Source organism: Pseudomonas migulae NBRC 103157, assembly GCF_002091715.1.
In the GTDB taxonomy this organism is placed as follows: Bacteria; Pseudomonadota; Gammaproteobacteria; order Pseudomonadales; family Pseudomonadaceae; genus Aquipseudomonas; species Aquipseudomonas migulae_A.
Genome location: NZ_BDAG01000076.1, coordinates 1 through 11,917, shown reverse-complemented (window position 1 = coordinate 11,917; position 11,917 = coordinate 1). Strand labels below are relative to the sequence as shown.

Annotated in this window: 11 protein-coding genes and 4 tRNA genes; 9 read left to right on the top strand and 6 right to left on the bottom strand. The window is 58.5% G+C overall.

What is annotated here, in order from left to right; all coding sequences use genetic code 11:
- Nucleotides 1-465 precede the first annotated feature (465 nt).
- Nucleotides 466-1,224 (bottom strand): hypothetical protein, encoded by a 759-nt coding sequence (locus PMI01S_RS30240; RefSeq protein WP_174602694.1) that lies wholly within the window; start codon nt 1,222-1,224, stop codon nt 466-468.
- Between the two features lie 393 nt (nt 1,225-1,617).
- Between PMI01S_RS30240 and PMI01S_RS30235 the strand changes: the two genes are divergently transcribed.
- The 4 genes from PMI01S_RS30235 (at nt 1,618) to PMI01S_RS30220 (ending at nt 2,032) form a co-directional block, all read left to right on the top strand.
- A tRNA-Glu gene (locus PMI01S_RS30235) sits at nt 1,618-1,693 on the top strand.
- Nucleotides 1,694-1,697: 4 nt separating this feature from the next.
- Nucleotides 1,698-1,773 (top strand) — tRNA-Gly (locus PMI01S_RS30230).
- A 104-nt stretch (nt 1,774-1,877) separates the two neighbouring features.
- Nucleotides 1,878-1,953, top strand: a tRNA-Glu gene (locus PMI01S_RS30225).
- A gap of 3 nt (nt 1,954-1,956) precedes the next feature.
- A tRNA-Gly gene (locus PMI01S_RS30220) sits at nt 1,957-2,032 on the top strand.
- Nucleotides 2,033-2,146: 114 nt separating this feature from the next.
- Here the strand turns inward: PMI01S_RS30220 and PMI01S_RS30215 are convergent.
- From PMI01S_RS30215 to PMI01S_RS30205, 3 genes are all read right to left on the bottom strand, one after another.
- Nucleotides 2,147-2,788 carry a LysE family translocator gene (locus tag PMI01S_RS30215; RefSeq protein ID WP_084323834.1) on the bottom strand — a complete coding sequence of 214 codons (642 nt, stop codon included), beginning with the start codon at nt 2,786-2,788 and terminating at the stop codon, nt 2,147-2,149.
- Nucleotide 2,789: 1 nt separating this feature from the next.
- On the bottom strand, nt 2,790-3,560 hold the full coding sequence (locus PMI01S_RS30210; protein WP_084323833.1) for a 2OG-Fe(II) oxygenase: 771 nt from the start codon (nt 3,558-3,560) through the stop codon (nt 2,790-2,792).
- A 91-nt stretch (nt 3,561-3,651) separates the two neighbouring features.
- Nucleotides 3,652-4,278, bottom strand: a complete 627-nt coding sequence (locus tag PMI01S_RS30205; protein ID WP_084323832.1) for an alanyl-tRNA editing protein — start codon at nt 4,276-4,278, stop codon at nt 3,652-3,654.
- 91 nt (nt 4,279-4,369) lie between these two features.
- Here PMI01S_RS30205 and PMI01S_RS30200 point away from each other — a divergent pair, with 91 nt between their 5' ends.
- Complete coding sequence (locus PMI01S_RS30200; RefSeq protein WP_017340137.1) at nt 4,370-5,368, top strand: LysR family transcriptional regulator; 999 nt, start codon at nt 4,370-4,372, stop codon at nt 5,366-5,368.
- Nucleotides 5,369-5,542: 174 nt separating this feature from the next.
- Here the strand turns inward: PMI01S_RS30200 and PMI01S_RS30195 are convergent, their stop codons facing one another.
- The gene (locus PMI01S_RS30195; protein WP_027924016.1) at nt 5,543-5,950 is read right to left on the bottom strand and encodes a PA2817 family protein; all 408 of its coding nucleotides are present in this window, start codon (nt 5,948-5,950) and stop codon (nt 5,543-5,545) included.
- A gap of 74 nt (nt 5,951-6,024) precedes the next feature.
- Nucleotides 6,025-8,472 carry an acyl-CoA dehydrogenase gene (locus PMI01S_RS30190; protein ID WP_084323831.1) on the bottom strand — a complete coding sequence of 816 codons (2,448 nt, stop codon included), beginning with the start codon at nt 8,470-8,472 and terminating at the stop codon, nt 6,025-6,027.
- Nucleotides 8,473-8,715: 243 nt separating this feature from the next.
- Here PMI01S_RS30190 and PMI01S_RS30185 point away from each other — a divergent pair, with 243 nt between their 5' ends.
- From PMI01S_RS30185 to PMI01S_RS30170, 4 genes are all read left to right on the top strand, one after another.
- Nucleotides 8,716-9,375 (top strand): transglutaminase-like domain-containing protein, encoded by a 660-nt coding sequence (locus tag PMI01S_RS30185; RefSeq protein ID WP_084323830.1) that lies wholly within the window; start codon nt 8,716-8,718, stop codon nt 9,373-9,375.
- A gap of 43 nt (nt 9,376-9,418) precedes the next feature.
- Complete coding sequence (locus PMI01S_RS30180; protein ID WP_084323829.1) at nt 9,419-10,042, top strand: glutathione S-transferase family protein; 624 nt, start codon at nt 9,419-9,421, stop codon at nt 10,040-10,042.
- Nucleotides 10,043-10,175: 133 nt separating this feature from the next.
- Nucleotides 10,176-11,108, top strand: a complete 933-nt coding sequence (locus tag PMI01S_RS30175; protein ID WP_084323828.1) for an ABC transporter ATP-binding protein — start codon at nt 10,176-10,178, stop codon at nt 11,106-11,108.
- Nucleotides 11,105-11,884, top strand: a complete 780-nt coding sequence (locus PMI01S_RS30170; protein ID WP_008152390.1) for an ABC transporter permease — start codon at nt 11,105-11,107, stop codon at nt 11,882-11,884. Before PMI01S_RS30175 ends, PMI01S_RS30170 begins: the two co-directional genes overlap by 4 nt.
- Nucleotides 11,885-11,917 lie beyond the last annotated feature (33 nt).

Genomic DNA, 11,917 nt, shown 5'->3' with positions numbered 1-11,917 from the left:
TCGTAGGAGCCGGCTTGCTGGCGATGGCGGCCTTCCAACCAACCTATTCTCGCGGATACACGCTGACCTCGTAGGAACCGGCTTGCTAGCGATGGCGCCCTGCCAGCCAACCTGTTCTCGCGGATACACGCTGACCTCGTAGGAGCCGGCTTGCTGGCGATGGCGCCCTGCCAACCAACCTATCCTCGCCGACATACGCAGACCTCGCAGGCGCCGGCTTGCTGGCGATGGCGACCTGCCAGCCGACCTGTTCTCTCAGATACACGCTGATCTTGTGGGAGCGGGCTTGCTCGCGAAGACGGTCTGCCAGCCAACCTGTTCTCGCCGACATACGCTGACCTTGTAGGAGCCGGCTTGCTGGCGATGGCGGCCTGACAGCCGACCATTTTTTCGGAGTTAATTGCCCATCAAACTCAGCGCAAAAAAAAACCACCTTTTCAGGTGGTTTCTTCTCAACGGTGCTGATCAGTCGTAAATCACTTTCTTCTTCCAGTCCGCATCCGCCTCGACGTCTTTGAGGCCTTCGGTCAACTGGTTTACTTCGCCTTCAACTGGCGCAATGTTGTCCATGACTTGTGCGTTTGCACGGGCCAGGAGTTTTTCCAGGTATTCGAGCTGTTCGGCGTAGATCTGAGGTTCCTGCTGTTTACGCAGGTACTGCACGCCGCGTTCGAATGCCAGGCGAGCCTGGCCAGGCTGGTTCTGTTGCAGGGAGTGCTGGCCGAGGTTGTTGAAGAACTCGATGTGCAGCAGGACCAGGATGTGGCGAACTTCGCGGATCCAGCGTTTGGCTTCGTTGGTCGGCAGGAAGCCATCCTGTGCCGCGCGGGTGATCTGGCCGTGCAGGGCTTCGAGCAGGAAGCGTACGTCCTTGGCTTTGGCTTCGGTCTGTATCGGTGCCGGCGGGTTGTTGATCGGGATCGACTCGCCCTGGCCAACCAGGGTGTTCAGTTCACTGATTCGCACCTTGAGGTTGGCGCTGGATTTTTCGAGGTTCAACAGGCGCTGGCAGACGTTCAGTTCCAGACGGGTCAGCAGCAGCTTGAGAGCTGGTGTCATCAACTGGCCAGGAAAAGTCTCGGTGATTTCGCCGCAGCGACGCAGTCGGTCGTTGAGTTCAACCTTGGTGCGGGCCCTTTCCAGTTTATTGTTTTCCACCACATGGTTCATGTACCCAATGGCGATCAATAGTGCGATCCCGGCTACGACTAGCAGGGTGATCATGAGTGGTGTCACCGGTAAGACCTCTTTATGGGATTCGCGTGCGAGTGTAGTGGCTTGGCATGGGAGCGCATAGGGCCGCTCGACGGGTTGGATCGAACATCCTTCAGTCTGTATCGACCGCAACGCTGCTTATATAAGTAATAGCGTGTGAGGTGCACATTGCCATCATCTGCTACGTGGGTGGACTATAACGTCTTGGCGGGTGTCAGAATATAGGCGTCAAACACCGGGCGACCAAAAAGCCGTATTCACCGCTCAAAGCAGGGCGAAGTCATTGATTTAAATAAATTTATATCTGGGGGTTGACGACCCCTCAATCCATCCATAGAATGCGCGCCACTTACAGCGTAAAGCACACAGCGAAACGCGGTAGGGAGTGAATGTTGTACGTGTGTCCCCTTCGTCTAGTGGCCTAGGACACCGCCCTTTCACGGCGGTAACAGGGGTTCGAGTCCCCTAGGGGACGCCAATATGCGGGAATAGCTCAGTTGGTAGAGCACGACCTTGCCAAGGTCGGGGTCGCGAGTTCGAGTCTCGTTTCCCGCTCCAATTTTAAACAGCGTTGCTTTCGGGCAGGGCTGAGTGAAACCAGAACCAAGTCTTCGGATGCGGCTCTGGGCACCGAAACACACACCATGTGTTCCGGGCAGCGTGTCCCCTTCGTCTAGTGGCCTAGGACACCGCCCTTTCACGGCGGTAACAGGGGTTCGAGTCCCCTAGGGGACGCCATTTGCGGGAATAGCTCAGTTGGTAGAGCACGACCTTGCCAAGGTCGGGGTCGCGAGTTCGAGTCTCGTTTCCCGCTCCAAATTCACAAAAACGCCGCTCATTGAGCGGCGTTTTTGTTTGCGCGTGATTTGTATCCGAGCCAGCAAAAAGGCCCGACAGTCAGACTGAGCGGGCCTTTTTCATGGGCGCTATTTTACATCGACAGGATCAGGCGCCCCGCGAACAGAATCAGAATCACCCCCATGGTGCGTTCAAACCAGTGCCCCATGCGCATGAATAGCACGCGGACCCGGTTGCTGGAGAAGAACAGCGCGACGATCACAAACCACAACGCGTTCACGAAGCACATCCAGACGCCGTAGAGCGCCTGAATGTTGAGCGGCGTCGTGGCGCTGATGAGGGTGGTGAAGATCGCCAGGAAAAACAGCGTGGCCTTGGGATTGGTGGCATTCGTCAGGAACCCGGTGGTGAACGCCTTCAGCAGCGTTTGCTTGACCATCGGTTCATCCGCTTCCTTTTCACCCTCCAGTACCGATTTGGGTTGGCTGCGCAACAGGCTGACGCCGAGGTACAGGATGTAGGCGCCGCCCACGACCTTGGCCACCGTCAACAGCCAGGGCGTGGTGTGCATCAATGCGCCGACGCCGAGCAGGGTGTAAAGCACATGCACGGAAATGCCCGCACCGATGCCCAGCGCCGTACAAATCCCCACCCCTCGACCGAAACGCACGCTCTGGCGGATGGTGACCGCAAAGTCCGGCCCTGGGGCGACTACGGCCAGGAAGTGGATCGTCGCCAGCGCCAGGAACTCGCCCAGGTAATTCGAATACTGCATCTCAACTCCAGAACGTAAGGGGTGAAGCATTGCCGCGATAGCCGACAAAGAATGAAAGGCTCAAGCGCGGATCGGCCACACCCGGTGTCACCGAGTGCATGCAGCGCGAATTGAACATGATGAAATCACCAGGCTCCGGACAGACTTCCAGGGCTGGAGTGCCGAGCAGCGCGGGATCGATGCCGTAACTGTCGCCGCGCATTTCGTCGAACTGGTTCGGGGAAATGTCGTGGTCCCACATCTGCAGAGCGCCGCCCTCGGTGGGCATGTTGAGGTACACATTGCAGGCGAACTGCGCATCGAGGCTTTTCGCCTGAAAACTGTCCGGGGCGTCCTTGGCGAAAATGTCGTGGTGGGCCAGAAAACACACGCCCGGTTTCACCACCCGGGACAGTCCGACATACATCTTGCGACCGTAGAGGTTTTCCAGATGTGCACCCGCGGGCCAGGACTCATCGAGCATGCAACGCAAGGTGTCGACCGGGGACGAATAGGGCGCGCAACGATTGCGTAATTCCGCGATGTTGCGCGTGGCGCGCTCGAAATAATCCTCGATCAGCAGTGGCTGGTTTTCCGCTTCATAAAACGCCATGCCGATTCGACCGATGCTCGGCGCGTTGATATAGCCTTCAAAGCCGGGTGCGAGAATCTTGTCGCCGATCTGAATCGCCAGCGGCGGGGGCAGGAAGCCTTTGACCCGGATGGCGAGGACTTCTTCGTTGGCCAGTTTTTTTATGCACGTCTCATCGAGACGCTCGACGTCAAGCATCATGGTTAAGGTCCATCTATCGGATAGTCAACGGAACCCGCGAGTGCAGGCTCCCCGGCGCAAGGCGAGGCCGGAATCGGCATCGCCTACTTGCTCAATCCACGCTGTAGTGGACTGACAGCGTTCCTTTCTTCTGCGAAACGGAAGCGATCGTGACCGTGCCCAAATCCTTCAGGCTACGTACATGGGTGCCGCCACAGCCGTAGGCGGGCAGCTCACCGAAACCGATTTCCCGGGCGCCTTCGCGCAGCGATGTCAGGCGCGGCAGGTCATGGGCGATCCACTGTTCAATGCCGAACCCGACGGTTGGGGCATCGACTTCCTGTGCGGAGTCCGTCGGTTTGAACTGCACGCGTCCTTCGCCCGGCCAGTGATGAGCCTTGATCGGCATCCAGCCCATGGCTTGTACGAAATGGCCGATCAGATGGCCAGCGGAATGCATCCGCGTATTGAACTGACGACGTGGCTCATCGACGCGAATCTGGATCATGCCGGGATTTACCGGGCGATCGACGAAATGGATGATCCGGTCCGGGTCCTGCACCACACGCAGCACTTGGCTTTCGCCTATCCAGCCGGTGTCAAACGGCTGTCCGCCGCCCTGAGGGTGAAACAGTGTTGCGCGCAGCTCCACGGCGAACTCGTTCTCGTGAGGCGTGCATTCCAGTACTTCCACGTTGGCCTTGAGGTCATCACTATGGAAAAAGAGGCGAAGCGTCATATTCCATGTCCTCATTAAAGATCCTGTTTTTTATTATATGAATCGTGGAATTGCGTGATAATCCGTTCAAACATCAAAGGACTGTTGCACCGTGAGCACAAATCTTCCACTGCCGTTGCTGGGTGAAATGGCGATTTTTGTCAAAGTTGTCGAGACCGGAAGCTTCTCCGAAGCGGCGCGTCAATTGGGCTCTTCACCTTCGGCCGTCAGTCGCAGCATTTCGCGTCTGGAGAAGGCGCTCGCCACACGCCTGCTGCAACGCACCACGCGCAAGCTGCGGCTGAGCGACGGTGGCGAGGAAGTATTCAAGCGCTGCCAGGAGATGGTGAGCGCGGCCAAATCAGTGATGGAAATCAGTGGCCAGTTCACCCATGAGGCGGAAGGGCTGGTGCGAGTCAGCGTGCCCAAAGCCGTAGGACGATTCGTGATTCATCCGCATATGCCGGAATTTCTGCGGCGTTATCCCAAAGTGGATGTGGAGCTGTTACTCGAAGACCGTCAGGTGGATTTGATCGATGACAACGTCGATCTGGCGATTCGCATTACCGACCGTCCTCCGGCCGGGCTGGTGGGACGGCAATTGCTGACCATCGACCATTTGCTCTGCGCAACGCCGCAGTACCTCGCCGAGCACGGCACGCCGACTCATCCCCACGACTTGCTCAATCACAGCTGCATTTACCTGGGCGAAACGCCGAGCGATGCGCGATGGAAATTCAAGAAAGGCACCAAGGCTGTCACCGTCGGTGTGCGCGGGCGTTATGCCGCCAATCACACCGGTGTGCGATTGGGGGCGGTGTTGCAGCACATCGGGATTGGCAGTTTGCCGTACTTCACGGCGCGTTATGCGCTGGAACAGGGGCTGATTGTGCAGGTGCTGCCGGACTGGACGTTTCTGGCGTCGTACCACGGCGGTGCATGGCTGCTGCATTCGCCGACCCGTTATCTGCCGCCGAAGCTGCGGGTGTTGATCGATTATCTGGTGGAGTGTCTGGAGAAGGAGCCGACGCTGAGCAAGCCAGGGAAGCCCGGTGCGCTGGGTAAGGTTGCGGCGGAGTATGAGTTGCCCGAGAGTGATGGGTTGCTTTGACTGGCCCCTTCGCGAGCAAGCCCGCTCGCACATTTGATGTGTGAACGCCGCCGATCGAATGTGGGAGCGGGCTTGTTCGCGAAGGCGGCGTTACAACCGCCACATCACTTGGCAATGCCATAAAAAAGGCCCGCATGAATAATCATGCGGGCCTTTTGCATTTCTGATCAGTAATCAGTGCTTGCTGTCATCGTTCGACATCGCCAGCAGCTGTTTTTCCTGATTCCAGTCAAACGGTTCATCGTTCTGTTCAGCTTCGAAGCGACGTTCTTCCAGCGCCTGATACAAGTCGATTTCATCATCGGGCATGTAATGCAGGCAGTCACCGGCGAAGTACCACAACAGGTCGCGCGGGACCAGGTGGGCGATTTGCGGGTAACGGGTGATCACCTGGCACAGAATGTCCTGGCCCAGGTATTGGCTTTCGATCGGGTCGACCGGCAGTAACGCACGCAGTTCATCGAAGCGCTCCAGGAACAAGGCATGGCTTTCTTCGGGAACCTGTTCGGCCTCACCCACGGCGACCAGGATGCTGCGCAAGTGGTCAAGCAAGACGAGATGATCGGCAACGACGTTGGACACGAGATAAGTCCTCAAGAGCAAAACGGGCGCGGGAGTATAAAGCTCCCGCGCACCTTTTTACATGACTGGCTGGATCAGCGGACTTTTCCTGCCGCCAGCGTCAGCTCTTCTTTGTCGAAATCATCGACATCGATCACCTTGCGCCGCGCCACTTCGGCATCACGCAGTTTCTGCGCTTCCGCCGGCTGCAACACCCCGGCTTCCAGCGCGGCATCGATGACGTTTTCCCCGGCAACCGGTTTGACCTGACCGCTTTTGAGCGCCACCTGCAGTTTTTTCCGCACGGCCTGCGTCGCCTCCAGCAAGTCGCAGGCGTGTTGCAGGGCGCCCACGGCGTCATCGGCCGATTGCGGACGGAAGCAACCACCCAGCAACTCCTCGAGGGTTGGATCGCCTTTGGCCCGTCCTATCACCGCGGCCACTTCGGCACCGAGTTTGTCCGATGGCCCTTTGTGCCGGCGACCGAATGGAAACACGATCACCCGCAGCAGGCAACCCAGCACCTTGTTCGGGAAGTTGGTGAGCAATTCATCCAGCGCACGTTCCGACTGACCCAGGCTTTCTTCCATGGCCCAGTTGAACAGTGGCGCCATGTGCCCGGGTGAATCAAGGTCGTGATAACGCTTGAGCGCGGCGGAAGCGAGGTACAGGTTGCTGAGCACATCCCCCAGACGCGCCGACAGGCGTTCACGACGTTTCAGTTCACCGCCGAGCAGCATCATGCTCAAGTCGGCGAGCATGGCGAACGCAGCCGCCTGACGGTTGAGCGCACGGAAGTAACCCTGGCTGAGCTTGTCTCCCGGTGCATGTTCGAAGTGACCGAATCCAAGGTTCAGCACCAGTGTGCTGGCAGCATTGCTCACGGCAAAGCCGATGTGTTTGAGCAGCAGGCCATCGAACTCGGTGAGCGCCTGATCCTTGTCTTCACGACCGGCGAGGGCCATTTCTTTCAGGACGAAGGGATGGCAGCGAATCGCCCCCTGGCCGAAGATCATCAGGTTGCGCGAGAGGATGTTCGCACCTTCCACGGTGATGAAGATCGGCGCGCCATTCCAGCTGCGACCGAGGTAATTGTTCGGCCCCATGATGATCGCCTTGCCGCCATGAACGTCCATGGCGTGGCTGATGCACTCGCGGCCGCGTTCGGTGAGGTGATACTTGAGAATCGCCGACAGCACCGAAGGTTTTTCACCGAGGTCCACTGCGTTGGCAGTGAGCATCCGCGCCGCGTCCATCATCCAGGCGTTGCCGCCGATACGGGCCATGGCTTCCTGAATACCCTCGAACGCCGACAACGGCACGTTGAACTGCTCGCGAATCTGCGCGTACTGGCCGGTCACCAGGCTGGTGAACTTGGCCGCGCCGGTGCCGACGGCAGGCAACGAAATCGAGCGCCCGACCGACAGGCAGTTCATCAGCATCATCCAGCCTTTGCCGAGCATGTCCTGGCCGCCGATGAGGAAGTCCAGTGGAATGAACACGTCCTTGCCGGAGTTCGGGCCGTTCATGAACGCAGCGCCCAATGGCAGATGGCGACGGCCGATTTCAACACCGGCAGTGTCGGTCGGGATCAGCGCCAGGCTGATGCCCAAGTCTTCTTCATCGCCCAGCAGGTGATCCGGGTCATACGCCTTGAACGCCAGGCCGAGGAGGGTGGCGACCGGCCCGAGCGTGATGTAACGCTTTTCCCAGTTCAGCCGCAGGCCGAGGGTTTCCTTGCCTTCCCATTCGCCTTTGCAGATGACCCCGGTGTCGGGCATCGAGCCGGCATCGGAGCCGGCCAGTGGCCCGGTCAAGGCAAAGCACGGAATGTCATCGCCGCGTGCCAGGCGTGGCAGGTAATGGTTGCGTTGTTCGTCGGTGCCGTAATGCAGCAACAACTCGGCCGGGCCGAGGGAGTTGGGGACCATCACGGTGGACGCGAGGTCACCGCTGCGGGTCGCCAGTTTCATGGCCACCTGGGAGTGGGCATAGGCAGAAAAGCCCTTGCCGCCGTATTCCTTGGGAATGATCAGAGCGAAGAAGCCGTTTTCCTTGATGTGGGCCCAGGCTTCGGCAGGCAGGTCCATGTCTTGCCCGATCTGCCAGTCGCTGACCATCGCGCAGAGTTCGTCGGTCGGGCCATCGATGAAGGCCTGTTCCTCTTCGGTCAATTGAGCTTTCGGGTAGGACAGCAGTTTGTCCCAGTCCGGCCGGCCGCTGAACAGTTCACCGTCCCACCACACCGTGCCGGCGTCGATGGCATCGCGCTCGGTTTGCGACATCGGCGGCAGGGTTTTCTGGAACCAGCTGAACAGCGGCGCGCTGAAGTATTTACGGCGCAGGTCGGGCAGCAACAAAGGCGCCGCGACAGCCGCGATCAGCACCCACAGCACCAGAAGCAACCCGCCTGGTGCGCGACTGAAGGCGCCCATCGCCACCACATAAACGGCAACGATGCACAGGGCGGGCAGCGGGGCGATACGGCGGTGGGCTAAATACGCAATCCCGACAACCAGAACCAGTATCCACAACAGCAGCATATTTAATCCTCCGTGAAACAAGGGCAAAAACAACCTTCAGAGCTTAGACGGCATCCGCAAAACAGGGTGGTCAGAGCGATGTGATTGAAATCGTGGGAAACTTCGACGAGCTTCGCAGGACCGGTTGGTACCGGCCAGATCGTTTGTTGGGCGGGCGGCTAAGCGTCCATGTTTGGCCGAAACGTCGTTATCTCTGTGCTGAACCTGTCGTTAGACTCGTGGCTTCCTCAGGAGATTATTCTCATGCACGAGTATCTGCGTCCCGGCCGCTTCATCGATAGTGACCACCCGTCGGTGGTGGAGTTCGCCGAAAAACATCGTGGCAGTCACCGCGACCCGCTCGAGCAGGCGATCAATCTTTATTACGCGGTACGCGAGGCCGTGCGTTACAACCCCTATACGTTCAGCCGCGATCCAGACACCTTGCGCGGCAGTTATGCGCTGGCGGCCGGGGAAAGTTATTGCGTGCCCAAAGCCACATTGCTGGCCGGCGCGGCCCGGTATTGCGGGATTCCCGCGCGGATCGGTCTGGCGGATGTGCGCAATCATTTGTCGACCCCGCGTTTGCTGGAATTGCTCAAGAGCGACGTGTTCGCCATGCATGGTTATACAGAGCTGTACCTGAACGATCGCTGGGTCAAAGCCACACCGGCGTTCAACCAGAAACTCTGCGAACTGTTCAACGTTGCACCGCTGGAATTCGACGGGATCAACGACAGTGTTTTCCACCCTTTCAATCGCGACGGCGAGCAATTGATGGAATACCTGATCGACCACGGCCAGTTCACCGACGTGCCGGAAACGTTCTTTTTCGAACACCTGGAAAAGTGCTACCCGCATCTGTTCAGCGAACAACTGCCGCCGCTGTTGGGTGACATGCAGAGCGATTTGAGTCGCGCCTGATCCGGCGTATGCTGCCTGCGCATTCATCCATAAAGAGGCGGTCATGCTGAAGATCTGGGGTCGGAAAAACTCGTCGAATGTCAGAAAACCTTTGTGGGCCGCCGAGGAACTGGGCCTGGCCTATGAGGCCATCGATGCGGGCGGTGCCTTTGGAGTCGTCGACACGCCGGAGTACCGCGCAATGAATCCCAACGGCCGCGTACCGGTCATTGAGGACGACGGCTTCGTGCTGTGGGAATCCAACGCCATCGTGCGTTACCTGATGGCCCTCCACGCCAGCGGCACTGCCTGGTACCCGGAAAACCTGCAAGCGCGCGCTACAGCCGACAAATGGATGGACTGGACCACTTCAAGTTTTGCCGGCCCGTTTCGCACTGTGTTCTGGGGAGTCTTGCGCACGCCGGAAGACCAGCAGGACTGGCCGTCAATCAACGCCGCGATCAAAGAGTGCGAGGGTTTGCTGGCGATGGCCGATCAGGCACTGGCGGCCAAACCGTATTTGTCCGGCGATGAAATCGGCATGGGTGACATCCCCCTCGGCAGCTTCATCTATGCCTGGTTCGAGATGCCGATCGAGCGTGCGCCGCAACCTCATCTGCAAGCCTGGTATGCACGACTGAAGCAGCGCCCGGCGTACAGGAAAGCCGTCATGACCGCGTTGACTTAATACTCACTATCGACACACTTGACTGTACTTGTGTGGCGGCGACAAGCACCATTGCGCTCATGTGCCGCGGTTGTATTGTTCGCCGCCCGCCCTCATTGATCCCTTTCTTCCCTTCTTGGTGCATAAATCCGATATGAGTTCCGCTCTGTCCATCCGGCAGCTAACCAAAACCTACGGCAACGGTTTCCAGGCCCTGAGTGGTATCGATCTGGACGTCGCCGAAGGTGACTTTTTCGCCTTGCTCGGCCCGAACGGCGCCGGCAAATCCACGACCATCGGCATTCTCTCGACCCTGGTGAACAAGACCAGCGGCACGGTGAACGTCTTCGGTCATGACCTGGACAAGGAGCCGGCGGCGCTCAAGCGTTGCATCGGCGTGGTGCCCCAGGAATTCAACTTCAATCAGTTCGAAAAAACCTTCGACATCGTCGTGACTCAGGCGGGTTACTACGGCATCCCGCCGAAAATCGCCAAGGAACGCGCCGAGCAGTACCTGACCCAGCTCGGTCTGTGGGACAAGCGCGATGTGCCCTCGCGTTCGTTGTCCGGCGGGATGAAGCGTCGGCTGATGATCGCCCGCGCACTGGTTCACGAACCGCGCCTGCTGATCCTCGACGAACCGACGGCGGGGGTGGATATCGAACTGCGTCGTTCGATGTGGACGTTCCTGACAGAGCTGAACCAGAAAGGCATCACCATCATTCTCACCACGCACTATCTGGAAGAGGCTGAGCAGTTGTGCCGCAATATCGGCATCATCGATCACGGCACCATCGTCGAGAACACCAGCATGAAACAGCTGCTCGGCCAGCTGCATGTGGAAACCTTCCTGCTCGACACGAAAAACACGCTGAGCGTTGCGCCGCAGTTGCTGGGTTACCCGACCCGGTTGCTCGACGGTCATACCCTTGAGGTCCAGGTCGACAAGTCCATGGGCATCACTGCGTTGTTCACCCAATTGGCGCAGCAAAACATCGAAGTGCTGAGCCTGCGTAACAAAACCAATCGCCTCGAGGAGTTGTTCGTGTCCCTGGTGGAGAAAAATCTGTCGAAGGTGGCGGTATGAGTTCGGAGCTGCAACCTAACCTCGTCGCCCTCAATACCATCGTTTACCGTGAGGTCAAGCGCTTCACCCGGATCTGGCCGCAGACACTGCTGCCGCCGGCGATCACGATGGTTCTGTACTTCGTGATTTTCGGTAATCTGATTGGCCGGCAGATCGGTGACATGGGTGGTTTCACCTACATGGAATACATCGTGCCGGGGCTGATCATGATGTCGGTGATCACCAACTCTTATGGCAACGTGGTGTCGAGTTTCTTCGGCAGCAAGTTCCAGCGTTCCATCGAAGAGTTGATGGTGTCGCCGGTGTCGCCGCACACGATTCTGATCGGCTACACCCTGGGCGGCGTGCTGCGCGGGTTGATGGTCGGGCTCATCGTGACGCTGTTGTCACTGTTCTTCACTCAATTGCAGGTGCATCACCTGGGCGTGACCATTCTGGTGGTGGTGCTGACGGCGACGATCTTCTCGCTGCTGGGTTTCATCAATGCGGTGTTTGCGCGCAACTTTGATGATATTTCGATCATTCCGACGTTTGTGCTGACGCCGCTGACTTACCTGGGCGGGGTGTTTTACTCGATCTCGTTGTTGCCGCCGTTTTGGCAGACGGTGTCGTTGGCAAACCCGGTGTTGCATATGGTCAATGCGTTCCGGTACGGGATTCTTGGGGTTTCGGATATCCGGATCAGTGTGGCGATTACGTTCATGCTGGTGGCGACGGTGGTGTTGTATATCGGGTGTGCGCGGTTGTTGGTGAGTGGGCGGGGGATGCGTACTTAAGTGTACATATCCGTTTTCGCGGTAACGGGGGGG

Bases quoted from the DNA above. Each gene is read 5' to 3' on its own strand.
- PMI01S_RS30240 (WP_174602694.1), bottom strand. From the start codon at position 1,224: ATGATCACCCTGCTAGTCGTAGCCGGGATCGCACTATTGATCGCCATT.
- PMI01S_RS30215 (WP_084323834.1), bottom strand. From the start codon at position 2,788: ATGCAGTATTCGAATTACCTGGGCGAGTTCCTGGCGCTGGCGACGATC.
- PMI01S_RS30210 (WP_084323833.1), bottom strand. From the start codon at position 3,560: ATGATGCTTGACGTCGAGCGTCTCGATGAGACGTGCATAAAAAAACTG.
- PMI01S_RS30205 (WP_084323832.1), bottom strand. From the start codon at position 4,278: ATGACGCTTCGCCTCTTTTTCCATAGTGATGACCTCAAGGCCAACGTG.
- PMI01S_RS30190 (WP_084323831.1), bottom strand. From the start codon at position 8,472: ATGCTGCTGTTGTGGATACTGGTTCTGGTTGTCGGGATTGCGTATTTA.
- PMI01S_RS30185 (WP_084323830.1), top strand. From the start codon at position 8,716: ATGCACGAGTATCTGCGTCCCGGCCGCTTCATCGATAGTGACCACCCG.
- PMI01S_RS30180 (WP_084323829.1), top strand. From the start codon at position 9,419: ATGCTGAAGATCTGGGGTCGGAAAAACTCGTCGAATGTCAGAAAACCT.
- PMI01S_RS30175 (WP_084323828.1), top strand. From the start codon at position 10,176: ATGAGTTCCGCTCTGTCCATCCGGCAGCTAACCAAAACCTACGGCAAC.
- PMI01S_RS30170 (WP_008152390.1), top strand. From the start codon at position 11,105: ATGAGTTCGGAGCTGCAACCTAACCTCGTCGCCCTCAATACCATCGTT.